The organism is Paenibacillus motobuensis (assembly GCF_039521865.1).
GTDB lineage: Bacteria > Bacillota > Bacilli > Paenibacillales > Paenibacillaceae > Fontibacillus > Fontibacillus motobuensis.
The window spans coordinates 113,310-135,977 of sequence record NZ_BAAACX010000009.1 but is presented as its reverse complement, the minus strand read 5'-3'; the positions used below and the strand labels follow the sequence as shown (position 1 = coordinate 135,977).

The window sequence follows — 22,668 nt, the reverse complement described above, 5'->3', positions numbered from 1 at the left end:
GAGGGTTGGAATTACTATGGCGAATCTTTCCATTCTGAAAAATGGGAAAGCAAAAGCGGTTCGTTTTTCAACATTAGAAGCGATATGTAAGACTTTGGATTGTCAGCCAGGTGATATTTTGGAGTACAGAAGCGACGAAGACACTCAATAAAAATAGACAACAAATATATTCGAGATTTTTTCTATTAAAAATAGATCTCAAATAAAGACGAAAAGGAAAGAGGAAGACGATGAATAAAATTGGTATCACTTTTGGTGTAACCATTATTTTATTTGTTTACGGGGGTTCCAATTTATATATTGGTAGAAAATTTTTTCAATGGCTTAAATTGCTTTTCCCATCGATAAGCGGGACGATATTCGCCCTGATTTACGGCTTTTTGGCCTTGTCGCTGATCATGGGGGTCTTGCCTTTACCGACCGTCTTGAAAGGAACTATGGGCTGGATCGGTTCTTATTGGATGGGTATCTTTATTTGTTCTTTCTAGTCGGGGATTTCGTTATTATTCTCGGCAGATTAATGAAGATTTTTGCTACACCTATTCCTCATAGCGTTCGCTTCTATGCTGGTTTAGCCGCGATTTTGTTAACGGCCGGCTTTATTGGTTATGGAATGTACAACGCCAATCAGATTAAAAACGTGTCCTACGATATTCAAACGAAAGAAACGACTTTACCAACTAGCATGAAAATAGTCCTAATCAGTGATTTGCATTTAGGGGCTGTAAGTTCCGAGAAACGACTTGAAAGAATAGTGAATCATATCAATGCACTTGAACCAGATCTTGTTTGTATAGCTAGATACGAATATGCCGATCGTCGTTATGGATCATACACCCAGCAATATCGAACAATACGGCGAGAATGTTGATTTAGTGCTTGCCGGTCATACACACAGGGGACAAATATTTCCTGGCAACTTAATAACGAAAGCTGTATTTGTCGTAGATTATGGTCAATACCAGGAGGATGCTTCCAGTCCCAATGTAATCGTTTCGTCGGGTGCAGGTACATGGGGAATGCCAATGCGGATCGGATCAAATAACGAAATTGTAAGCATTAATTTGAATTTAAACTAGTGTTTCAGCTAACAGGACACTATAGCATAACAATCATACGCTTAAGGAGTCGCGAAAATCGCGGCTTTTTTTGTAAAATCCCATGATAAAAACAAGCCGATTTGTCGTTATGCTAGTAGTATTCTTTATCATATTAGGTACCGTGGGAGCAGGTGCAGAGCCAAGTGATGGGTCAACCACGGTACAAGAGAACGATGAGAATAGCCTTTCGAATCTGGCGCAATTAAAGCCGGTTATGCTGCCGAAGCCGACCTTTTATTATTATTTAAGCTCATTAATCGATCCCAATGCCTCGGACAATAAAGTAAAAAAATTAACATTGAAGCAAAATGGGGTCAAATCTATCCGGTCGTTCATGATGATTCTAAGACGTTCCTGGCTTCTAAATATGAGGTCCCTAATTCTCTTAGGAATATCAATGGCAATCTGCCAGCAGGTATTCCAAGCGTATATAAGGGACAAATGCTTGTTCAAGCGATTAAAGGACAGAATAATGTTATTCTGATCTACGGTCGTGATTTTGCTGAGAGTAGATACCTCGTTGTGCTGGACAAATCTATGACCATGATCTTAAAGGTACATCTATCAGATCAATAAGCGAACAGGCACGACGTTGGATAAAATATTGTTGAAAGATAAGCCCGACTATATCGTTAAACAGGATGAGGGTATTCTTGTTTATGGGTATTCGCATCTAACCAGTTTCTTCATTAAATAGAGCAAGCCCCGATAGAATAAACAAACCTTTATTATCGGTTTAAACGATATAGGGAATATTTTTATATGGACATCAATCTCGTATCTTTTATATCTTCTGAAATATGAGCCAATCCCATTGAGACTGTACCAAGATGATAGATTATTGTCTAATGACAATAAGACAAGTACTAAAGCCTGATTTCTGGGCTTTTTTTATTTAATGTGGTTTGATGTGTGTCATTAAAAAATGCACAAATGTGGATACATTATAGTGAAATTCTACTGGGTTCTCTTTTTATTTGGAAGGCAGTTATCATAGGAACACTAGCGGATCCAATTTCATAAATTATCTAATCGAGATGGGAGGATTTGCTTGTATGCCGATCGGATCCAATCTAAACATTCTCGTATAACGATTATCCCATGCAGGGAAATGAATGATACGGAGGGTATAAAATGAACGATTTCCAGAAGGATCTGCAAAACTTGAATGTCGGCCAGTTCAAAACAACGGGGATGACGCCAACATCGTGGCAAAATCAGAACTATTCGGGGGATTCCCGTTTATGTGTTGGTGTTTGCTTTTTTTGCGCCGGCGTTTGCGGTGGGTTTTGTTCATGCAGCAGCTGTTTCCGCTGCAGTAGCTGCTTCAACTGCGCCGGCTGCAGTAGCTGCGCACGTTGCAGTAGCTGCGCTCGCTGCCGTTGAGTATCGAAAAGATTGCTTGGCAATAAGCAAAATGGTATGCCCCTGCAATGTCTCTTCTTGCAGGGGCTGTACATTATTTAGTTTCAGGCATGACGGACAAAATGCTCTACATAACTTATAAATGGGAAACCGAAAGCCTGCGTACAATGCGGTTTTCTCCGGAAAAAACTTAGTTTTTACCTACGAAACGGTTTTGCCTCCGGCAAAACATTAAGGAGGAATAAAAACTTGAACCCTTCTATGCGTCTGAAAGTGAAAGGGGATACGTTCTTTATACCTGATTCGAATGGAGGCGTCTATTTTCGCAACAATACAGGTTCGTTCCGAATGGAGGGCGACATGATCGATCTGTGGATCGAAAAATTGATGCCCATGTGGAGTGGGGATTATTCCATGGCGGATCTGACGGACGGGCTGCCGGAACCGCACAGAGCAAGGGTTTATGAAATTGCGGAAACGCTGTTCAATAACGGCTTTGTCCGGGATACCAGCCAAGACCGCCTGCACAGCCTCCAGGAAACGATCCAACGGAAATATGCTTCCCAGATCGAATTTCTTGATAGCTTTGGCGGTTCGGGCGCTCACAGCTTTCAGACCTATCGCCAGGCTAATCCGATTGCGGTAGGTTCCGGTCCGATATTTGTCTCACTTGTATCGGCCTTGTTGGAATCTGGATTGCCCCGGTTTCGTATTCTGATCACGAACCGGGCGACCACCGATCGCGAGCGGATCTCCGAGCTAACGGCAACCGCGCGTCTATCGGACGACGAGATCGAGGTCGAGGAAATCATTCCGTCGAATGACGGCTTCCTCGATTGGCCGGAGATCGTGCGGCTAGCGGATTCCGTTCTCTACGTCACTCAGGATGACGATCCCGGAGAGCTCAGAGCGCTGCATGCGGCCTGCAGGGACGCGAAGAAGCTGCTGCTGCCTGCCATCTACTTGCGACAATTGGGTATAGCAGGGCCGTTGGTGCACCCGGATTCAGACATCTGCTTCGAATCCGCGTGGCGCAGGATACACCGAGCCGCCCTTGGCGATGCGGATCGGCCAACTGCCATCTCAACTACGTCGGAAGCCATGCTCGCGAATGTGATCGTATTTGAATGGCTTAAGACGGTTACGGGGACGACGGTTTCAGAATTGAACGGAAAGTTGTTCCTGTTGAATCCGGAGACATTGGAAGCCGGGTGGCATTCGTTACTTCCCCATCCGCTTGTCAGGGGACTTCGTCCGGCCGAGCCTACGGATCCGTTCGACCTATCAATCGATCAGCGTACAGAGAGGAAGGAATCCGACCGTCTCCTCTCGTATTTCAATCGCTTGACTTCGGCAGTGACCGGCATTCTTCACTGTTGGGAGGAAGGGGACTCGAAGCAGCTTCCGCTCTCACAGTGCCGCGTCCAGGCAGTCGACCCGTTGTCGGAAGGTCCTGCCGAGCTGTTGCCGCAGATCATTTGTTCGGGAATGACGCATCATGAAGCCAGGAAAGAAGCGGGCTTGGCTGGCATCGAGGCGTACGTGTCGCGACTGGCCGGGGTCCAGATGGCGGCCAGACCTGGGCAGCCGGATAACAAAGGTCCGATTGAGTTTCAGCCACATGAATATATAGGGATCGGAGCGGGAGAGACGAAAGCAGAAGCGGTCCTCCGCGGACTGCAGAAATGTCTGTTCGAAGAGCTGAAGAGCCGTTCCGAATCCAACATCCCCTCCGTTTATCAAATCGAGCTCAGCGAGGTTAATGATGATATCTCCCGCTATTGCTTGCGCGTATTGGGTACGATGCAGGCCCCCCCGATAATCGGTCTGGGGCAAGAAGCAGCGGGCTTTCCGGTCGTCTGGGTCGGTACGAACGGGTACTGGTACGGCGGGGTCGGATTTAACCAAACGATGGCGCTGCGTGAAGCGCTTAGACAGGCGCTGATGAGGATCCAAAACGATGCAGTGGACATCCAAAATCAAATCTTAGAGCACCCTTCGGTCAAGGTGGAAGATGCTTTGCCGCAGAGCCTGACGATCCCCAGCTTTGATCAGAGGGAATACGGCATGACACTGCAATCCGTCAAACAGATCCTTCAGTCGAGCCGTAAGAAGATTGTGGTCGTTGATTTGTCGACAGAACCGTTTATGCAAGAAGAGCTGGTAGGCGTATTTGGCGTGTCGCTGCGAGAGGAGGAAACGCTTTGAGCGCGATCGTAATGGTCATCGGGGAAGGACAGCTCGCGGATTTGGTAAGCAAGTTATTGTCTGCGGATGACCGCTATCGGCTGATCAGGCAGAAGAGCATTGAATCTGGAGAGGCGGCAACAGGAGACTTGGCGCTGGTGTTGAACGATGCATGGGATCCTTCTGTTCATGCTGCTGCGGAGGCTCGGTTCAGACAGTCGGGAACGACATGGCTGCGCGGTTTTGTTTCATTTGGTGAGGGGATTGTCGGTCCACTGGTTCGCCCGGAGGGGCAAGGGTGCTCACTATGCGCGGATAACCGGCTCCTGCTGGCTGGAAGCGACCGCAGGGAATCGTGGGACCTTCGGCAAAAGCTGGCGTCGCTTGGAGGAATCGCCCGGGACGCATGGGCGTCGCGCACGGGATTATTGCAGGTGGCGCACGTTGTTGCGGCAGAAACCTTTAAGGTGCTGTGCGGCGGTCATCCAGATATTGAAAGCCGGATGTACTTAATCAATCTGCGCACGATGCAAAGCTCATCGCACTTCTTCCTGCCTGATCCGCTATGTCCAATCTGTGGCCGATTGCCGGAAGACGATGCGGAGACAGCCCGCGTTGTGTTGCAGCCAAGCCTGAAAATCGGTGTCGAAGCGTTTCGCTGCCGTTCGAAAGATGAACTGAAGGATGTCTTGGCCAGAGAATACCTGGATGTCAGGACCGGTTTTCTGAACGGGAAAATGATTGACCTTGTGTCTCCTTTTGCCGATGCGAGCATCAATTTGCCCTTATTTGGTGGAGATGAGGCATGCGCAGGTCGGACCCACTCTTATGCGGATAGCGAAATGACGGCCATCCTGGAGGGACTAGAGCGTTATTGCGGTCTGTCGCCCCACGGCAAAAAAACCGTTGTTCATGACAGTTTCAACAATGTACAGGACCAGGCGCTCGATCCTCTCCGCGTAGGCGTCCATGCAAAGGAACAGTATGAACGCGCAGGCTTTCCGTTCAAGCCATTCGATCCCGAGCAGCCGATCGATTGGGTATGGGGTTATTCGTTCTTGCAGCAACGTCCGATTCTCGTACCGGAGCTGTTGGCTTATTACAGTTCGGGCTGCGGTCACGGATTCGTCTACGAAACGTCCAACGGTTGCGCGCTGGGCGGCAGTCTGGAGGAAGCGATCCTCTACGGGATGCTGGAAGTGGTGGAGCGTGACTCCTTTCTCATGACCTGGTATGCACGGCTGCCCCTGCCGCGCCTGGACCACCGTTCGGTGCAGGACCAGGAATTAAGATGGATGACGGATCGCTTAGAGGCCGTGGCAGGCTATGACGTGCATTTGTATAATTCGACAATGGAACACGGCATACCGAGCGTGTGGGCGCTCGCGAAAAACAAGAAAGAGCGGGGCTTAAATCTCATTTGTGCGGCGGGCGCCCATCCGGATCCGATCCGCGCGGCGAAGAGTGCAATCCACGAAGTGGCGGGCATGCTTCTTACGGTCAGCGACAAATTCGAGGAAAACCGTCAACAGTATGAACGGATGCTTCTCGATCCGTACCAGGTCATTCAGATGGAGGACCACTCCATGTTGTACGGGTTGAAACAGGCGGAGGAACGGCTCCATTTTCTGCTGAATAGCGATCGTCCGATGCAAACGTTCGCCGAAGCATTTGAACCGAGAGACTGGAACGCCGATTTGACAGATGATCTGAAGGCCATGCTGCATGTTTTTCGCCAATTAAATCTTGAAGTGATCGTGGTCGACCAGACGACTCCAGAGACGCGTCGCAACGGACTGCATTGCGTGAAAGTTCTTATTCCCGGCATGCTGCCGATGACGTTCGGACAGCATCTCATCCGTCTGACGGGATTGGATAGAGTGCTCAGGGTCCCAGCAGAGCTGTCTTATTCACTGGAGCCATTGTCGCCCGAACAGCTTAATCCATATCCGCATCCGTTCCCATAAATATGACTATGGGAGGGCCGGTTGAAGACAAGGAGGAAAGCGATGAGTCTTATGAATTTGGACGTTTTTCTTCACCGTTTGCAATATGATCCGGATAAGGTCAAGCCCTTGGACTGGAAGACGGATTGGGATGACGCGCCGCTTCCTTACAAGCTTTATCGCAGCTTGCCAGTGTTCCCGCTATCCAGGGAAGTGCCGGCAACGCTCGAAGGCAGGGAAACCAACAGTGTGCCTAACCTTCGCGATATCGGACATTTCCTTTACTATGTATTCGGGCTTACGCAATTGACCCAATCCGTCATGGAACAGAATACATCGGAAGAATTGGGAGGCGTCTTGCAAATGTGCCGGCGCTTCGTTCCTTCTGGAGGCGGGCTATATCCGAACGAACTGTATCTCTATCTGAAGCTTAGTGAATTGCCTGCGGGCTTATACCATTATGATGCGGCACATCATCGGTTGGCGTTGCTGCGCGAAGGAAATTTCGACGACTATTTATCGAGGTCGCTTGGGAATCGCTGCAACACGAACGATTGCTTCGGGGCCGCGTTCGTATCTACGATTTACTGGAAAAACTTTTACAAATATAATAATTTTGCATACCGGCTGCAGGGACTGGACGCCGGTGTTTTGATCGGACAGCTGCTCGAAATCGCGAAACGATTCAGATTTTCGTCTCGCGTGCATTTTCAATTTCTCGATCAAGCCGTCAATCATCTGCTCGGAATATCTGAACAAGAGGAGAGCGTGTATGCGGTTATCCCGTTATCGACGGAGCCGACGATCCAGTGGATGGAAAGCGGGAAAGAGGATGCGGACACGATTTCCGCTTCCGAGCTGTGCCGAGAATTGCCGCCAGTCAGTCATGATCACTATGTCAGGTCGCGGAGAATTGTAGATTATCCGATGCTGCTTCAGATGAGCGATGCGTCCAGACTGGATTCAACACAATTGTTTCGACAGATCCGGAAGGATGATCATGCAATCCCGGATCAAGCGCTCGGATTGCCTCTGCCGCCTGTAGACCGCTTGTCGTATGATTTGGCGATGGTTTGCCGCAACCGGTTCTCGCCTGAGACGGAATTTATCTTGAAACCGATCGTTCTCTCGCAGCTTGCAGCTCTGCTTCGGGAAGCGACGGCTTCCTTCTCGTATCGCAACGACCTGGATGGCCCACAGGAGCGACCGGAACCCCGTGTATGCCTTTATGGCTGCTTCTACGGGGTTGATGACGTTCCAGATGGTGCTTATCGGTACGATGGCGCCACGCATACGCTGCAGCCGGTTTGTCTTGGGGATCACCGGCAACAGTTGCATGAGGGAATGACGCTGCCTAATATCAATTTGCTTCAAGTGCCGCTCAGCTTTCATGTCGCTGGGAAGAGAGGGTTCTTTCAATCTCAGCTTGGCAAAAGGGGGTACCGCATACAGCAAATGGAGGCAGGGATACTCGTGCACCGATTATTGCTGGCCGCATCCGCCCTCGGGATGGGAGGACGTCCGCTTCTCGGGTTTGACGCCAATTCCAGCGATGCACTTTATCGGACGGCTTCTCGGGATGAAACGGGGCTGATTTTCATACCGGTCGGTCCCTATCGTCAACGTTTGCGGTTGGCGGGTAGTTTGAGCCGCTAAACATTGATAACGACATTGTCGCGATCGGTCATATTTGGAGGAATCAGATTTTATGGCAATAGGTCGGTTTCCTGAGCGTATTGTAGTTATTGGGGCAGGGATGGCTGGTTTGGTATGCACTTTGGAGCTTATGAAACAAGGATATAACGTGCGTTTATTAGAGGCAAATAGTCAACCGGGTGGTCGCATATACACGATGCGGGATCAATTTGCCGACGGATTGTTTTGTGAAATCGGGGCTGCCTTCGTTGGAGCGCATCATTTTCTTACATTGAGTTATGCCCAGCAAGCCGGGGTTCAATTCATAAATTTACCTGTCCCCAATAGAAGCTTGTCATACATCGACGGGAAATTAATAATAGATTCTCCGGATGAACCTGCACATTGGCCTGTTTCACTTACAGCCGAGGAAAGAATTTTAGGATATGCGGGGATGTTGGAAAAGTATCTCCAGCCAGGGCTTAAAGCGACGGGGGATCCTTTTTTGCCGGGCTGGCCCACAAAACAAGCCGTACAGCTCGATTCAATGACCATGGAAGAATATCTTAAAGGTCAAGGAGCATCTTCGGGTGCGATTAAGCTGTTTGAAATCGGATATATGCAGATGTTAGGGGATGGTATTCGCAAAGTATCTGCATTACAGCGACTGCTTGACCTGAAAATGGCCAGTCCCGAAAAAAGTACAATGACTATAGTAGGTGGAATGGATCAGCTACCGAAAAAGCTTGCCCTTACAATTGGCTCTAATATCAGTTATGGATGTGTTGTGACACATATTGAACATAGTAATAAAGGAGTAACTATCCGATTTAATAATTCCGGCGAAGTTTTCACGATTTGCTGTGATCGGGTCATTGTAGCCATTCCCACTACAGTCTTGCGTACAATTCATTTTTCTCCGCCACTTAGCAAAGAAAAAAATGATGTCATTCAAAATCAACTTTCAACTTCAGTTACGCGTACCGTCATACAAAGCAGAACTAGATTCTGGAACAACTTAAGTTCCTTTACTACAGTAAATACGGATCTGAAAATTGGATGGTTGCTTGATGCTACTTTCGCTCAAACGACATCAAGAAGGGGATTAATATGTTCATACTCCTCCGGTGAATCGGCGCGAGAAATATCTAGAGCTGGTAATTTTAATTCAGCTGTATCAGAAATCAAACAGGTGCTTCCGGAATTGTCGAATAATTATGAAGGTGGGACGGTCTTTTCTTGGGATCATAATCCTTACTCTCGAGGTGCCTATGCTTGGTATAAGCCAAAACAGATGATTCGAATGCTCCCAACACTGTCTGCCGAACAAGGTAGAATTTACTTTGCTGGCGATAATACAAGTCTTTTTCCCGGTTGGATTGAAGGTGCGATCTCTTCTGCGTTACGAACTGTAAATCAAATTATTTCCGGAAACAGCATATAAAGATGCGGATGCATGAGTCGTGTAGTCGTGAACACAGTTTGTTCTAATTGAGGTCTTTTGTCAAAAACGGATCAGGGCATCCATAGTGGACCCCTCTTCCGATGCTTCCAAAACAGTCAGTATTAAAGTGTTATTGAGAAAGCCAGATCTGGTTATGGGATCAGACTTGCCGCGAGCCATCGAGTGCGAGATCACGGAAAACAGGAAATGTTGTATTATTTGATTGTGTCCGCCACTTTTTAGGTACGTTTTCACTTACTCAGACCCACATGGAAGAAAGTTGTCGAAGGACAAGAACATACATTATATATGCTTAAAGTCGCGTAGTTGCGGCTTTTTTGTTTTAAAGATTTATGTTCTTATCAAAAACTAATGACAAGAACTACGACAATATTCGTGAATCAACAGCGTCCGAATAGACAGATTCATATATGATCATTTGTGTATCCCGATATGCTATGAATTTTTTTGAAATTTTACGAGAAATAAGTGAACCGAAATCCTGTTCTTTACGCCTTATCTATATAGAGACAAATGTGAGAGGAGAGACATCATGGAAGTGGAGAACGAACAACGGCTAATGGATGAGATTAGGCAGGGGAATAAAGACGCTTTCCGGACGTTGGTGAATCCGCTGATTCCTAAGGCTTATAAATTAATGAAAGAAATTGAAAAAAATATCCGGATAGCACTAAGTGGTGGCTTAATACTCCAAGCTGGAGTACCAAGAATCATCACTTTTATGTAAGATGTGGGTTTACCAAAGTTGGAGAGGAAGGTGACTTATATATTTTTGAAATAATAGATTTTCTTATGGCTTAATCAATAGGGGCGCAGTCATCGTCTAACACCTATGGAAAATGGAAACTAACAGCGTGTTTGAGATCTTCGCGGATAGAGGAGTGCCAACTGTGATCCAATCGTTGATCTTGTCTTCTCTTTCCACGATAATAAGAGCGCCTTTGCGTTGCTCGCTGAGCAGCTTGATGGCTTTGAAAATTTCATTGCATTGACTCGTATAGGGAATACGAAGCCGACTCAAATGATAGGCGGATACCAGCTTGCCCGTATCGGAACATATTCTAGAGAGCATCTTCAGGTTTTTTAGAATATCGATGCCTTCCTGATCCATGGAAGCCAACATGCTTTTAATCTTCGAGGACAGATGTTGAAATTGATTATAAACATCCGTCTGCTGTGGAGAATATGAATCGCAATTTCCTTCCATACGCAACCTCCTTTACACCATATTGGGTCTACCTAATGTTTTCCCACGTCTTTTACTTGCTTCGAGTCCTTCCTTTACTCTCTCAGCAATAAGGTTTCTTTCTAATTCAGCAATGACACACATCATTTGGAACATGGCTTTGCCCGTAGAGGTTCTTGTATCCATATTTTCTGGTAGTAAAGCAGAACATTGGGAATCGTGGGAAGGATCAAACGTGCCCGCAGAACACCAAATTCAAGGCATGGGTTCAGTGGAAATAACCGGTATGTGCTTGTGTAGTAAAGTAAGTTTTGATTGTCATTCAAAATAAAAAATAACTCGAATTCGAGATATTTATCTTGCGTTGTTATCAATTGAGTGGTAAAGTGATAATAACGGAAGGGAGTGACAAACAATATGCAACAAAATACTCGCGGGTCATTAATATGGCTAAGACTCACTCGATTCACACATCAAAGTAACCTGCTATCAAATGATTTTTTAAAACAATTTGATTTGACAACCGCACAATTTGATGTGTTAATGCAAATCTCAACATACGAGCCATTAACACAAAGTGAGCTAGCCGAGAAAGTCACGGTGACACAAGGTGGTATTTCGCGTATGCTCTCTCGCCTTGAAAAAGACGGACTCATTGAACGGAAGCAAGATTGGAAAACGAAAACGATCTCGTTAACGAATAAAGGACGCGAAAAACTAGATAATGCGTTTGACGCTCAGCTTGCGTTCCAATCTTCGTTCTTTGATGAGTGTTTATCTGAAGAAGAACAAAAAACTTTGTATTCGCTCATGTCACGTGTACAAAAAAATAGTGAAAAAAAGAAATTGCCGAACAGGTAATTTTTTTACCTCATCACTTGATTAATCAAATGATAATTAGGAGAAAAAAATATGTGCACAATTCCAGGACATCATCATATTTCAATGATTACAAAAGATGCAAAACAAAATAACCACTTTTATCGTGATGTACTCGGTTTACGCCGTGTGAAAATGACGGTCAACCAGGATGATCCGTCGATGTATCACTTATTTTACGGGGATAAAATCGGAAGTGCAGGTACAGAGTTATCATTCTTTGAAATCCCACTCGTTGGACGCACATACCGGGGCACAAACGCCATTACCCAAATCGGTTTACTTGTACCAACAGAAGCGAGCTTAACCTATTGGAAATCACGTTTTCAGGAGCATAATGTTCAACACAGTGACATCACAATGTACGCCAATCGACCTGCCATATACTTTGAAGATTCTGAAGGCCTTCGCATGGTGCTGCTTGTATCAAATGGTAGTAAAGCAGAACATTGGGAATCGTGGGAAGGATCAAACGTGCCCGTAGAACACCAAATTCAAGGCATGGGTTCAGTGGAAATAACCGTACGTAGACTAGATAAATTAGCAAGAACACTAACAGGGATGTTTGGCTATACGGAAGTATCACGTACGGAAGATGAAGGGATTTTCCAATCCGTACAAGGTGAAGTATTTGGCGAAATCGTTGTGAAATATTTAGATGGCCCTGCTGAAAAACCTGGGCGCGGTAGTATTCATCATTTAGCCATTCGTGTCAGAGATGAAGTAGAGCTTTCCTACTGGGACCAACAAGTACGAGCACGAGGATTTCATTCATCTGGCATTGTGGATCGATTCTACTTTAAGAGCTTATATTTCCGTGAATCAAACGGTATTTTATTTGAAATTGCAACAGACGGACCAGGTTTCACAATCGACGGAGATATCAAAACATTAGGTGAAAAATTGGATTTACCGCCATTTTTAGAAGCTCGTCGTGCAGAAATTGAAGAAAATCTAAAACCAATTGAGGAGAATTAACTATGGAACAATATCGCATAGATCCATCAAAAGGTATGGAATTTGGACTATATTCATTAGGAGATCATATTCCTAACCCACTAACAGGTGAGCGTGTTACAGCTCAGCAACGAATTAATGAATTAATAGAAGCCAGTAAACTGTCAGAACAAGCAGGTATTGATGTCTTTGGAGTTGGTGAAAGTCATCAAACTTACTTTACTACACAAGCACATACCGTTGTCTTAGGTGCCATTGCTCAAGCGACAAATAAGATTAAAATCACAAGCTCAGCAACAGTACTAAGTGTTTCAGACCCTGTACGAGTGTATGAGGACTTCGCCACCATCGATTTAATTTCAGATGGCCGTGCAGAAATTGTTGCGGGTCGCGGATCGCGGGTAGGTGCCTATCACTTACTAGGCGTTAATTTACAAGATTATGAGGAAATTTTCGAGGAAAAATTGGAACTGCTCAAAAAAATAAACGAAGAAAATCATATTACATGGCAAGGCGAATTCCGTCCTGCATTACAAAATGCACAAATACTGCCACAACCTAAAAATGGCTCACTCCCCATTTGGCGTGCTGTCGGCGGGCCACCTGCAAGTGCCATTAAAGCAGGTTTTATGGGGATTCCAATGATGCTGACTACTTTAGGGGGACCAGCAATCAATTTTAAACCTTCTGTTGATGCCTATAGAGAGGCGGCTGAACGAAATGGCTTTGATTCAAAAACATTGCCTATTGCGACAACCAGCCTATTCTATGTTGCAGATACAACAAAAGAAGCGTTACAAGGGATGTACCCGCATATTAATGGTGGATTCCAAGCTATTCGCGGTGGCGGTTATCCAAAACAACAATTCGCTCAAGCACCTGATACACGTGATGCATTAATGGTGGGAAGCAAACAACAAATTATTGAAAAACTGCTGTACCAACATGAACTTTACGGCATGCAGCGATTTATGGCCGAAATCGACTTTGGCGGTGTGCCTTTCGAGAAGATTATGAAAAACATCGAAATCATCGGGAACGATATCATTCCAGCAATTAAAAAATATACAGCCCAATAAGGAGAGATTGATATGAAAATCACTGTAATTTCGGGCTCAATCGTCGGTTCAAAAACAAAAACGGCCATGTCCAAAGTGGTTGAAATGCTTGAAAACAAGTACTCTGAGCATGAAGTTACGCTGCTGGATTTAGCTGACTATAAAGTAGAATTTAGTGATGGCCGTAATTTCTTTGAATATGAAGGTGATACTAAATACGTTGCAGAGACGATCATGGGCGCTGATGCCATTATTATTGGTACACCAGTGTTTCAGGCATCTATCCCAGGTACGTTAAAGAATATCTTCGATTTACTTCCAGTAAACGCGTTTCGCGATAAAGTTGTAAGTATGCTTGTCACAGCTGGTACACCAAAGCATTATTTAATGGTGGAACAACAATTAAAACCTATTTTGGCTTATATGAAAGCACAAATTGTTCAGACATATGTTTTTATCGAAGAAAAAGATTTTTATCGAAAAGAAATTACCAATGACGATGTGTTATTCCGGATGGAGCGTTTGGTAGAAGATACAGTTGTATTAACTGAAACATATAGAAGTATTCGTGAAGCTAAAGAGGCAAAATACGATTTTTAATAGAAGCTATTAAAAAGGGAGTGAATTTTAAGGTAAGTAAAGAAGCGGCTAAATGGTATAAAAAACGAAATGGATTTAAAGGAATGCGATTATATTCAATTTTACGTTCAACTTTACGGTGGCATTCCTGCTATTGATCGATCATCTTAGACTAAATTTGAAAGGGGGAATCTTTATGTAAAGGCAGGAAATTAACCGGAGAAGGTGTATTATACACCAAACAGAACCTGTAATAGCAAGAAATTATTTTCTGTGCAAAGAAGTTTTAAGAAAGTAGATTCAATGCATGGTTATGTAATTGGTCGAATAAATGTAAGGTGCTAAGGAAACACTATACATTAGTGGCTATCCGTAAGGACGGAATTAATTACGCACAAAATTTATTGAATGCAGGTGTACCAACTGAACTTCATGTTTATCCAGGTGTTTATCACGGAGCTAGTGGTATTGTACCGAATGCCCAAATCTCCAAAGACATGGAAGAAGATCGTTTCCAAGCATTAAAACGCACATTTGAGGAATTGTAGTATAAAGCGAATATATATGAAAGAGGTAGATTTTAATGGGCAAATTAGATGGAAAAGTAGTTATTGTAACAGGGGCTTCAGGTGGACAAGGTCAATTACACGCAAGAACATTGGCATCTGAAGGCGCGAAAGTCGTTTTAACAGACTTAGTAGAAGAAGGCGGTAAACAAGTCGCTGAAGAAATCGGCGATAACGCTATTTTCGTAAAACATAACATTGCAAGTGAATCTGAATGGAACAACGTTGTGAACAAAGCAGAAGAAGCGTTCGGTCCTGTAACAGTATTGATCAACAATGCGGGCATAGCAGGTAGTGCAGTAGGTAAGTTAACAGGTGACATACCACTAGAAGAATTTGAACAAGTCATGAATGTGAACGCAACAGGTACATTCTTAGGTATGAAAGCAGTTATTCCTTCTATGAAAAAAGCAGGCGGAGGTTCTATTGTAAACATTTCATCTATTGGTGGTCAATTTGCATCAAAAGGTGCGATGGCATACCATACATCAAAATTCGCAGTGACGGGTATGACAAAAGCAGCCGCGCTTGATTATGCACAAGATAACATTCGTGTCAATTCAGTACACCCTGGTACGATTGAATCACCGGCATTAGAGGCAGCAGGTGCAGAAGAAACGGTTAAAAAGATAAAAGAAAAGACTCCGCTTCGTCGTTTAGGTAAACCAGAAGAAGCAGCGAAATTAGTATTATTCCTAGCTTCAGATGATTCAAGCTTTTCAACGGGTGCAGAATTCGTCATCGATGGCGGTGTCACTGCAGAAGCTTAATCGATCTTATAATACATTATTTTAAATTTAATACCAATAGATAATGCGAAGCGCTGAAGATGTGATATACTCCCTTCAATGTCTACTTAGAAGGGAGTATATCATTAATAAGCAGATACCATCTCACTGTTAACAAAATAATGTCAAGCTGAGTACAAGATCCTTGAAACCATGGGTTATAAAAAGGATAAGTGCATGGAAGAGCTAAAGACGATACCTTTCTAAATTGGATTCTTTAAACTCAACCAAACAAGAGGGATCGCAACTGTAAGCCAGTTATCAGACAGTATCAGTGTCTTGAAATCTACCAACCAGCATTCTATGAATCAAATACGTTATTGTCGAAGGAAAAGATCATAGTCCGATTACCGATTTGATGCATATCTAAAGCGAGCTTCAGAAGATAAAAGCAATCTTATAGACATATGTACAAAATACGAGTTTTGTGAAGAAGTAGTAGTTTGAAAGAACATAGGTACATTATTGAACCAATTCCATGGGTTCAGCCTAACTCTTCAGCAATCCCCCAAGTGGTCACAACAGCTTTAGTTTCACCCATTCAATATTGCTGAAATGTGAGTAAAACTGATTATAAAAGGTGTATTTTTTGTCTTATTCCGAATTCCCAGCTGTTCACCGGCCAGGTCGCGACTGGACGATTCATGAAACCGATAAAAAAAGCTTTTCCATAGCCACCCTTGCGAGCGATTATAAAAAGCTTAATCAGCTTTGTAGCGTATATCGGATGTTTTTTTTCTGCCGATGACCCGTATTAGTACTGGTACAAGTATCATAAGCAGACTTCCAGCGAGTTGCAGTACCCACCGCCCAACACGAGTCCACCCCCAATCAGTAGACTGTTTTGTGTTGCATTGTCCGGAGAGAGATTTGTTTGACCTGCCCCCCGATTACTACAACAACACCTTCAATGTTTGCTTTGCTGCCGAGATGAAGGCTACCATTAATGACAACGGTTCCGAAAATCGTTGGTCCTCTTCCATCTCTCGTCGCCGAATCCCCCCATTTTTGTTCTAAGAGGACATCTGATCGTGTAATAGGATTGCGATTGCTTTCTACATAAGGGTCATATAATTCTTATAACTAATACATTTGCTGCCCCATGGATTTAGCGACTCTTCCCCTGACCTCATATGCTAATTCCGATGCTCGAACAGCTGCATCCCATACCGATGGCTCTACTGCAGATTTGCTTACAGCTAGAGCTTGTTGCGTGGCTGGTACCATTTGTTGCAATGTCTGTTCTGCCTGATTAATTGCTGCTGTATAATGTGGCCCTGCCGCATTTTTAAGATTCGATATTGCTTCTGGAAAGCTCTGCCACAAGCGAATGATCGAAAGCATGCAACCTACAGCTAAAGGAAAATGCGTATATCGACCTCGGCCAGTTGCCAATAATTCCACGGCACCCAGAGCGGAATATAGGTGGTAACTCATTGGAGTAAGATAACGAGCGTGTACAACGTGTAATTCCGGGAGTCCCCATACTTCGGGTAAGTATCTAAATTCGGAACTCATTCCACATCCCAAGGCAAGTGCACGACTCACTACTTGGAGATGTTGGTAAACGGAGCGCATTGCCTGCTGAAATGAACTTGAGGTTAGATCGATTCGTTGCAGAATAGGCTGCAACCTGCTCATTTCCGCATTCGCGTCGCTTAGATCAAGATCTGGCCTGAACATGTGACCATAGTTGTAACTCGAAGAATTATACATTGAATACGCCATATTACATGCTCCTTTTTAAGTCATATTTAATGAAAGGATATGCGCCTATTATTTCATTGGTTCGGACATTCGCCCATGAAAAGGCACGATGAGAAAGATTTGTCGTTCTAATCAAATCCCAGATGGAATATACATTAGGGCCATGATTAAGAAATCGAGGTGCAAAAGATGAATCCTATCATTTCGCTTAAGGATGTCTGGCTCAAGTACGATTCACGCCAGGAATGGACACTCCAAGGAGTGAATATCACCATATATAAAGGTGAATGGATTACAATCATAGGTGCAAACGGTTCAGGCAAATCAACACTAATTCGATTAATGAACGGCCTTCTTCAACCTTCCGTAGGAGAAATTACGGTTTGCGGAATGTCTGTCAGTGACCCAAACAATCTTATGGATATTCGGCAAAACGTCGGAATGGTGTTTCAAAACGTCGAGAACCAAATCGTGGGGTTGACGGTTGAGGAGGACACACGCTTTGGCTTACATAATATTGGAATCACGATGGATGAAGTCGAAAATCGGTGTCGGGATGTTTGGGAGTTACTTGAGATTGTCGATAAAAAAGATAATCCGTCCTACTGTTTATCCGGTGGTGAAAAGCAGAAGCTTGCGATCGCCGGTATTCTTGTCATACAACCAGAAGTCATCATCTTCGATGAATCCACATCAATGCTCGATGCCAAATGCACACAACAAATGCACAAGGTAATGTACGAGTTGTACCGTAAACACTGTACGATTATTCAGGTAACCAACGATGTGGAGGAAATTTTGAACTGTAGCCGACTAGTTATTATGCATAAAGGTTCGATCCGGTTTGATGGACCGCCTTTAGAAGCAACAAATGAATCATCCATTTTCACCAATTGCTGCCTGCTTCCTCCCTTTTCGGTTCGGATGCGTGACATCGTTGCTAATTGCGGAGCACGATGGCTCGATTTGGTGAGCCTATAATGGATATTTTCTTAGAGAATATCAGCAGCATCCATCCCCTCAATACCCCTTTTGAAAAAAAGGCCCTCAATAGGATTTCCATACACATTCCATCCGGACAGTTTGTTGCCATTATGGGGGCTGTAGGAAGCGGAAAAACCACATTGATTCAAACGATGTGCGGCCTGCTTCCTCCTCTATCTGGTGATATCAAGATCGGATCATACCGGCTGAATAAAAAGGCAAACCGTAACCGAGTTTGGAAAGAAGTCGGTTATTTGTCCCAGTTCCCCGAACATCAGGTCATGGAAGATACAGTGTTTAACCATGTCGCCGAAGGTTTGAATCATTTGGGTTTAACGCGCGAACGTCTTACCGAACGGGTTAAAGAGATTTTGGAAGCCGTAGGCCTATGTAGTAATCGATTTAAGGACTTATCGCCGTTTCAAGTCAGTGGAGGAGAGTTACGTCGTGTGGCCTTGGCTGGAATCTTGGCTGCAGAACCGAAAATCCTCATCCTTGATGAACCGACTGCCGGCCTAGATGGCTTGGAACGGCTAAGAATTTTATCTCTCTTAAAGCAGATCCATATTGAAAATAAAATAACCATATTATACATCTCGCATCGACTTGAAGAAGCGCTGGAATATTCGGAACGAATTGTTGTAGTGGATCATGGCCAAATCGTGGAAGATTTCCATCCTTCTGAAATTCGAACTCGCTTTCGGAATCTTGAAAAAATAGGTTTTGTAAAAACTCCCATGCTCCGACTTATGGATTTGCTTGAAAAACGGCTTTCCAGAAACATGCCCAGATATATTTATAAAGAGGAACAGTTGGTGTCATACCTCACCAAGCTTACGGGGAGGGACTAACGGCGTGCGCCTACGTAAGTTGCTGCCTTTCGGCTTTTTCATGAATACATCTTCTTTTTTTCATCAAGCAGATCCCCGTTCAAAAGTGATTTTTATAATCATTTACCTGTCAGTGCTTGGCAGCTCAACAAATGCATTAAGTATGGCCATCCTAGCTCTTTCCTCAATTATTTTGATTCTCTTCTCAAAGTTACCGTTGGCTTATGTGTGGAGCGGACTTAAGGGAATTCTCCCTTTTCTCCTCATTTTGTTCTTTTACCACCTGCTTTTTAACCACGATGGGCAGATTTTGATGACTACTGCAGGAATCCATATCCATCTTGAAGGCATGGCAACAGCCGTTATGATTCCTTGTAAACTGGCTTTGATTATTTTAACGACAACAACGTTTACCGTAACGACAACACCAAAAATGTTAACTGATGGTTTAGAAACGATGCTTCGACCTCTTCTCTTTGTTCGGTTTCCCGTCCGGAATTTTGTCTTGATGAGTACACTTGCATTCCGATTTATTCCGCTTTTTATCGATGAGGTAGATTCGATGTTAAAAGCAAACAAATTGAGAAATGCGCGTTGTTATGGGTCTAATCTACAAAGCAAAATTCAATCTCGATCCCGGCTTTTGATAGTTGTACTTCTTCTCGTCTTTCGCCGAGCGGACCAATTGACACTTGCAATGGAAGCCCGCTGTTTTCCCGGTAAAGAAACTCAGATAAGCCATTTGCATTTTAGTTGGCGTGATTGGATCATCATCGGATATGCAATCGTTCTGATATCCGTCCAAATCTACATCGAAGGAGGTGAATTTTAAAAGTATGAGCAAGTTCAAAAGGTACTGGCTAGGTCCTGTGTGCCCAGAAGTCACAGAGATTCAAACACGTTCTAGCGGTGGCGCATTTACCACAAGAAATATGGTAACGGTTGCTTTTTTAGCCGCTCTTTCCGCTATGCTCCAATCCATGGGAGGGATTTTGCCAGGGATTGGCTTTTTAATCAGTCCCTTTGCTACAGCCCCCATTATACTAGGCTCCGTCCTCTCTGCGGGTTCCGGAATCATTGCTTACTTACTCACGATATTGCTGCTCCTCTTTATTCAACCAAGCGAACTGATTGTTTTTCCATTTACGACTGGATTACTAGCCCTTGGGCTCGGTATTTCTCTGGTGCTTTTAAAATCGCGTCTGACAGTCTTACTGATTGGGTCTATCTCGTTATTCGTAGGAATTTTGTTTTTACTATACGTCTTCCGGTTTCCTGTTTTAGGGCCAACCGTATCTTCCGCATTTAGCTTGAGTGTCACCACGCTATTACTTGGATTCTGTCTCCTGTATTGCTGGGTATGGGTCGAAATGAGTAAATGGATCATACGAAAGCTGAGCAAGGTTATTTAAACCATTACGATGAGGAGGTTCATATATTAACGAATATGTTCCTAACAGAAAAAGCAACTAGCATTATTGGAGAAAATCGATATTTCTCAAGGGATCGTTATTCTCTCGGCTACAATCAACGTGAGATATAAGCCGTTTACAGATTGCATCAAAGAACTGCATTACCGCCCATCATGACATTTGATTCGCAAGGGGCCATTTATGTTGCGGAGGCTGGCTTTGCGTACGGAACAGAACCGGGAAAATGACGCGTTGTACGAGTAAAATCGGGCTTCCATTGCAAGTGTCAATTGGTCCGCTCGGCGAAAGACGAGAAGAAATCCTGATTTTGGTGTACGGCATTCTCACCCAAACAAAGCGCGCGTCCCGACTTATCAAGAGATTCAAACGAAAACATTTTTATTAATTTAATTCTTGGAGGTTGATTACAATTTCTCAAAGTAATGAAAAGTCGTATATGTGCTTTACATCCTAAAGCAATCGTGTAATTTTTTCGTACAGGGTCCTGGCTTCTTATATCGGGATACGATTATCTAATCGGGTATGAATACAAGTTCTTGTCCTCCGACATTATATTTTCCCCGTGCGTCCTCTTGTGAATGCAACTTTCTTCCCTTCATGATAAGCACTGACCACTTCTTGTATAGCCGTGCGGTACAGTTCAGTTTCCGGCTCCTCGATGTTATCGCCCAGGGGATTTGAATCCACTTCACCGCAACAGCAACTTGATCCGCTACCGATTATGAGTCCAGCACCCTCACTGTCTTCTATAGTCCACGGTTATTCAATGACCAAATCGGCAATCTGAGGATCTACAGCCACTTGAATATGATTTACCAGATGAATAATGTCCTCATCCATTGGGCCTTCAAGCGCCATTTCATAATTGGGTCCACAACATCCTTGACCCGAAAAGCCAAAACGTAATGAGAAAATACCGGCTTCCTTCATCACTTCTTCAATATACACTTTAGCTTTACTGTTTCGGTTCACGAAAAAACGGCGGTACACCACCATAACGCGCCGCCGTATCTTTACTGTTTATTATGCTCTTATTTTCTAAGGTAGTAGAATTTCTGTCCGCATCATTCTACTATTCAAATTTTAACTGGAGCGAATCACAAATTGGCTTATAGCCTATCTTTTGATAGATCCTATTAGATGTGGGATTTGCTAAGTCCGTATATAAGACGCACTTAGTAAACCCTTTATCCAATGCAAGTTGGCTTATTTGCGCCACAATTGAAGTAGCGTAACCCTTCCTGCGCTTATATGGAGGGGTATATACAAATGCCACGCCAATAGCCGTCTGCATTTCCCTTGTATATCCTGCCATAGAAACGGGTATCCCGTTGTCCTCTAAAATATAGAGTTTATTCGATGCTATTCGGTAGAGGTAAGGGGCTGCAGCTTGCGGGATGGACATTTCTGTTTTGCCATAACTCCCCGCTGCATAAAATGCTTCAGCCCAGTATGGGAAAAAGTGAATATCCTTTTCATCTAGCAATCGAACGATACCAACCTTTTGAATGTCTGGGTTTACTGCCGTAAGTTCATATATCCGTTGGCTCATGGTTGTTTTAAAGGTTATTCCCTTGCGGAAGGTATATTCTTTGGCAAAATACTCTGCCAAGGTTTTTTCGGTTATCACACCTGGAATTTCACGGTCTTTCAGCCCATCTATCAGACAGTTTATAGCTTCTGGGTTTATTATATTGTCTGTTGCATAAAGCGTAATATTGTGTGGCGGTGTCATTATGGCGGTAAGTTGTATGCCCTTAGCATCCGAAATAGTTGCCATAAGCCAATTTACAGGGTCACGCCAGTCTGTTTTGTCTTTTCCTTCATGCCCAATTATGATATTGCCAAGAGGAATCAAATTTTGTGCTTCATGACGCATCAGCACATCATAGGTATCATTGTAAAACTCATGCACATCCGTATACAACTTGAATTGCATTGCAATATCACCCTTTCATCTGCTCAACGTTTTTCCAGATTTTCCAAACTAATCGTTCTTTCTT

At 44.1% G+C, this 22,668-nt stretch carries 22 protein-coding genes and 2 pseudogenes; 18 read left to right on the top strand and 6 right to left on the bottom strand.

Annotation, left to right across the window (positions count from 1 at the left end; translation table 11 throughout):
* From ABD014_RS11295 to ABD014_RS11260, 8 genes are all read left to right on the top strand, one after another.
* Positions 1 to 151 (top strand): helix-turn-helix domain-containing protein (locus ABD014_RS11295; protein ID WP_343862074.1); only part of this gene is annotated, 151 nt, incomplete at its 5' end.
* 79 nt (positions 152 to 230) lie between these two features.
* Positions 231 to 488, top strand: a complete 258-nt coding sequence (locus ABD014_RS11290; protein WP_343861011.1) for a hypothetical protein — start codon at positions 231 to 233, stop codon at positions 486 to 488.
* Between the two features lie 1,746 nt (positions 489 to 2,234).
* Positions 2,235 to 2,486, top strand: a complete 252-nt coding sequence (locus ABD014_RS24855) for a heterocycloanthracin/sonorensin family bacteriocin (RefSeq protein ID WP_425542070.1) — start codon at positions 2,235 to 2,237, stop codon at positions 2,484 to 2,486.
* A gap of 228 nt (positions 2,487 to 2,714) precedes the next feature.
* On the top strand, positions 2,715 to 4,673 hold the full coding sequence (locus ABD014_RS11280) for a putative thiazole-containing bacteriocin maturation protein (protein ID WP_343861007.1): 1,959 nt from the start codon (positions 2,715 to 2,717) through the stop codon (positions 4,671 to 4,673).
* Entirely contained in the window at positions 4,670 to 6,619 is a 1,950-nt protein-coding gene (locus tag ABD014_RS11275; protein WP_343861004.1) for a TOMM precursor leader peptide-binding protein, read from the top strand. Before ABD014_RS11280 ends, ABD014_RS11275 begins: the two co-directional genes overlap by 4 nt.
* A gap of 42 nt (positions 6,620 to 6,661) precedes the next feature.
* On the top strand, positions 6,662 to 8,254 hold the full coding sequence (locus ABD014_RS11270) for a SagB family peptide dehydrogenase (RefSeq protein ID WP_343861002.1): 1,593 nt from the start codon (positions 6,662 to 6,664) through the stop codon (positions 8,252 to 8,254).
* 52 nt (positions 8,255 to 8,306) lie between these two features.
* Positions 8,307 to 9,677 carry a flavin monoamine oxidase family protein gene (locus ABD014_RS11265; protein WP_343861000.1) on the top strand — a complete coding sequence of 457 codons (1,371 nt, stop codon included), beginning with the start codon at positions 8,307 to 8,309 and terminating at the stop codon, positions 9,675 to 9,677.
* A 553-nt stretch (positions 9,678 to 10,230) separates the two neighbouring features.
* Positions 10,231 to 10,425, top strand: a complete 195-nt coding sequence (locus ABD014_RS11260; protein ID WP_343860998.1) for a hypothetical protein — start codon at positions 10,231 to 10,233, stop codon at positions 10,423 to 10,425.
* A 96-nt stretch (positions 10,426 to 10,521) separates the two neighbouring features.
* Here ABD014_RS11260 and ABD014_RS11255 read toward each other — a convergent pair whose 3' ends face one another.
* The gene (locus ABD014_RS11255; protein ID WP_343860996.1) at positions 10,522 to 10,905 is read right to left on the bottom strand and encodes a diadenylate cyclase; all 384 of its coding nucleotides are present in this window, start codon (positions 10,903 to 10,905) and stop codon (positions 10,522 to 10,524) included.
* Positions 10,906 to 10,923: 18 nt separating this feature from the next.
* A pseudogene (locus ABD014_RS11250) lies at positions 10,924 to 11,082 on the bottom strand (recombinase family protein); the annotation flags it as partial.
* Between the two features lie 219 nt (positions 11,083 to 11,301).
* On the opposite strand from ABD014_RS11250, the gene ABD014_RS11240 reads away from it, so the two are divergent.
* The 6 genes from ABD014_RS11240 to ABD014_RS11215 all read left to right on the top strand — a co-directional run bounded on the left by ABD014_RS11240 (position 11,302) and on the right by ABD014_RS11215 (position 15,693).
* Entirely contained in the window at positions 11,302 to 11,745 is a 444-nt protein-coding gene (locus ABD014_RS11240) for a MarR family winged helix-turn-helix transcriptional regulator (protein WP_339324894.1), read from the top strand.
* A gap of 51 nt (positions 11,746 to 11,796) precedes the next feature.
* Complete coding sequence (locus tag ABD014_RS11235) at positions 11,797 to 12,741, top strand: ring-cleaving dioxygenase (RefSeq protein ID WP_343860992.1); 945 nt, start codon at positions 11,797 to 11,799, stop codon at positions 12,739 to 12,741.
* Positions 12,742 to 12,743: 2 nt separating this feature from the next.
* The gene (locus ABD014_RS11230) at positions 12,744 to 13,799 is read left to right on the top strand and encodes an LLM class flavin-dependent oxidoreductase (RefSeq protein WP_343860990.1); all 1,056 of its coding nucleotides are present in this window, start codon (positions 12,744 to 12,746) and stop codon (positions 13,797 to 13,799) included.
* 12 nt (positions 13,800 to 13,811) lie between these two features.
* Complete coding sequence (locus ABD014_RS11225) at positions 13,812 to 14,378, top strand: NADPH-dependent FMN reductase (RefSeq protein ID WP_343860988.1); 567 nt, start codon at positions 13,812 to 13,814, stop codon at positions 14,376 to 14,378.
* Between the two features lie 341 nt (positions 14,379 to 14,719).
* The gene (locus ABD014_RS11220; RefSeq protein ID WP_343860986.1) at positions 14,720 to 14,905 is read left to right on the top strand and encodes an alpha/beta hydrolase family protein; all 186 of its coding nucleotides are present in this window, start codon (positions 14,720 to 14,722) and stop codon (positions 14,903 to 14,905) included.
* 35 nt (positions 14,906 to 14,940) lie between these two features.
* Positions 14,941 to 15,693, top strand: a complete 753-nt coding sequence (locus ABD014_RS11215; protein WP_343860984.1) for an SDR family NAD(P)-dependent oxidoreductase — start codon at positions 14,941 to 14,943, stop codon at positions 15,691 to 15,693.
* A gap of 1,101 nt (positions 15,694 to 16,794) precedes the next feature.
* On the opposite strand, the gene ABD014_RS11210 is transcribed toward ABD014_RS11215, so the two are convergent.
* The gene (locus ABD014_RS11210; protein WP_343860982.1) at positions 16,795 to 17,439 is read right to left on the bottom strand and encodes a hypothetical protein; all 645 of its coding nucleotides are present in this window, start codon (positions 17,437 to 17,439) and stop codon (positions 16,795 to 16,797) included.
* A 168-nt stretch (positions 17,440 to 17,607) separates the two neighbouring features.
* Here ABD014_RS11210 and ABD014_RS11205 point away from each other — a divergent pair, with 168 nt between their 5' ends.
* Genes ABD014_RS11205 through ABD014_RS11190 form a run of 4 tightly spaced genes read left to right on the top strand, consistent with a single transcriptional unit; the run spans position 17,608 to position 20,644 of the window.
* Positions 17,608 to 18,399 (top strand): ATP-binding cassette domain-containing protein, encoded by a 792-nt coding sequence (locus tag ABD014_RS11205; RefSeq protein ID WP_343860980.1) that lies wholly within the window; start codon positions 17,608 to 17,610, stop codon positions 18,397 to 18,399.
* Entirely contained in the window at positions 18,399 to 19,253 is an 855-nt protein-coding gene (locus ABD014_RS11200) for an ATP-binding cassette domain-containing protein (RefSeq protein WP_343860978.1), read from the top strand. The genes ABD014_RS11205 and ABD014_RS11200 overlap by 1 nt, the downstream gene beginning before the upstream one ends.
* Positions 19,254 to 19,257: 4 nt before the next feature.
* On the top strand, positions 19,258 to 20,064 hold the full coding sequence (locus ABD014_RS11195) for an energy-coupling factor transporter transmembrane component T family protein (RefSeq protein WP_343860976.1): 807 nt from the start codon (positions 19,258 to 19,260) through the stop codon (positions 20,062 to 20,064).
* Positions 20,065 to 20,068: 4 nt separating this feature from the next.
* On the top strand, positions 20,069 to 20,644 hold the full coding sequence (locus ABD014_RS11190) for a hypothetical protein (RefSeq protein WP_343860974.1): 576 nt from the start codon (positions 20,069 to 20,071) through the stop codon (positions 20,642 to 20,644).
* A gap of 322 nt (positions 20,645 to 20,966) precedes the next feature.
* On the opposite strand, the pseudogene ABD014_RS24850 reads toward ABD014_RS11190, so the two are convergent.
* The 3 genes and pseudogenes from ABD014_RS24850 to ABD014_RS11180 all read right to left on the bottom strand — a co-directional run.
* A pseudogene (locus ABD014_RS24850) lies at positions 20,967 to 21,044 on the bottom strand (DUF1259 domain-containing protein); the annotation flags it as partial.
* 380 nt (positions 21,045 to 21,424) lie between these two features.
* Positions 21,425 to 21,661 (bottom strand): adhesin, encoded by a 237-nt coding sequence (locus ABD014_RS11185; RefSeq protein WP_343860972.1) that lies wholly within the window; start codon positions 21,659 to 21,661, stop codon positions 21,425 to 21,427.
* 76 nt (positions 21,662 to 21,737) lie between these two features.
* Positions 21,738 to 22,604, bottom strand: a complete 867-nt coding sequence (locus tag ABD014_RS11180) for a GNAT family N-acetyltransferase (protein WP_343860970.1) — start codon at positions 22,602 to 22,604, stop codon at positions 21,738 to 21,740.
* Between the last annotated feature and the right edge of the window lie 64 nt (positions 22,605 to 22,668).

Excerpts from the sequence above, each read along its gene's own strand:
- ABD014_RS11290 (WP_343861011.1), top strand. The coding sequence starts at position 231 with ATGAATAAAATTGGTATCACTTTTGGTGTAACCATTATTTTATTTGTT.
- ABD014_RS24855 (WP_425542070.1), top strand. The coding sequence starts at position 2,235 with ATGAACGATTTCCAGAAGGATCTGCAAAACTTGAATGTCGGCCAGTTC.
- ABD014_RS11270 (WP_343861002.1), top strand. The coding sequence starts at position 6,662 with ATGAGTCTTATGAATTTGGACGTTTTTCTTCACCGTTTGCAATATGAT.
- ABD014_RS11265 (WP_343861000.1), top strand. The coding sequence starts at position 8,307 with ATGGCAATAGGTCGGTTTCCTGAGCGTATTGTAGTTATTGGGGCAGGG.
- ABD014_RS11260 (WP_343860998.1), top strand. The coding sequence starts at position 10,231 with ATGGAAGTGGAGAACGAACAACGGCTAATGGATGAGATTAGGCAGGGG.
- ABD014_RS11255 (WP_343860996.1), bottom strand. The coding sequence starts at position 10,905 with ATGGAAGGAAATTGCGATTCATATTCTCCACAGCAGACGGATGTTTAT.
- ABD014_RS11240 (WP_339324894.1), top strand. The coding sequence starts at position 11,302 with ATGCAACAAAATACTCGCGGGTCATTAATATGGCTAAGACTCACTCGA.
- ABD014_RS11235 (WP_343860992.1), top strand. The coding sequence starts at position 11,797 with ATGTGCACAATTCCAGGACATCATCATATTTCAATGATTACAAAAGAT.
- ABD014_RS11230 (WP_343860990.1), top strand. The coding sequence starts at position 12,744 with ATGGAACAATATCGCATAGATCCATCAAAAGGTATGGAATTTGGACTA.
- ABD014_RS11225 (WP_343860988.1), top strand. The coding sequence starts at position 13,812 with ATGAAAATCACTGTAATTTCGGGCTCAATCGTCGGTTCAAAAACAAAA.
- ABD014_RS11215 (WP_343860984.1), top strand. The coding sequence starts at position 14,941 with ATGGGCAAATTAGATGGAAAAGTAGTTATTGTAACAGGGGCTTCAGGT.
- ABD014_RS11210 (WP_343860982.1), bottom strand. The coding sequence starts at position 17,439 with ATGGCGTATTCAATGTATAATTCTTCGAGTTACAACTATGGTCACATG.
- ABD014_RS11205 (WP_343860980.1), top strand. The coding sequence starts at position 17,608 with ATGAATCCTATCATTTCGCTTAAGGATGTCTGGCTCAAGTACGATTCA.
- ABD014_RS11200 (WP_343860978.1), top strand. The coding sequence starts at position 18,399 with ATGGATATTTTCTTAGAGAATATCAGCAGCATCCATCCCCTCAATACC.
- ABD014_RS11190 (WP_343860974.1), top strand. The coding sequence starts at position 20,069 with ATGAGCAAGTTCAAAAGGTACTGGCTAGGTCCTGTGTGCCCAGAAGTC.
- ABD014_RS11185 (WP_343860972.1), bottom strand. The coding sequence starts at position 21,661 with ATGGTGGTGTACCGCCGTTTTTTCGTGAACCGAAACAGTAAAGCTAAA.
- ABD014_RS11180 (WP_343860970.1), bottom strand. The coding sequence starts at position 22,604 with ATGCAATTCAAGTTGTATACGGATGTGCATGAGTTTTACAATGATACC.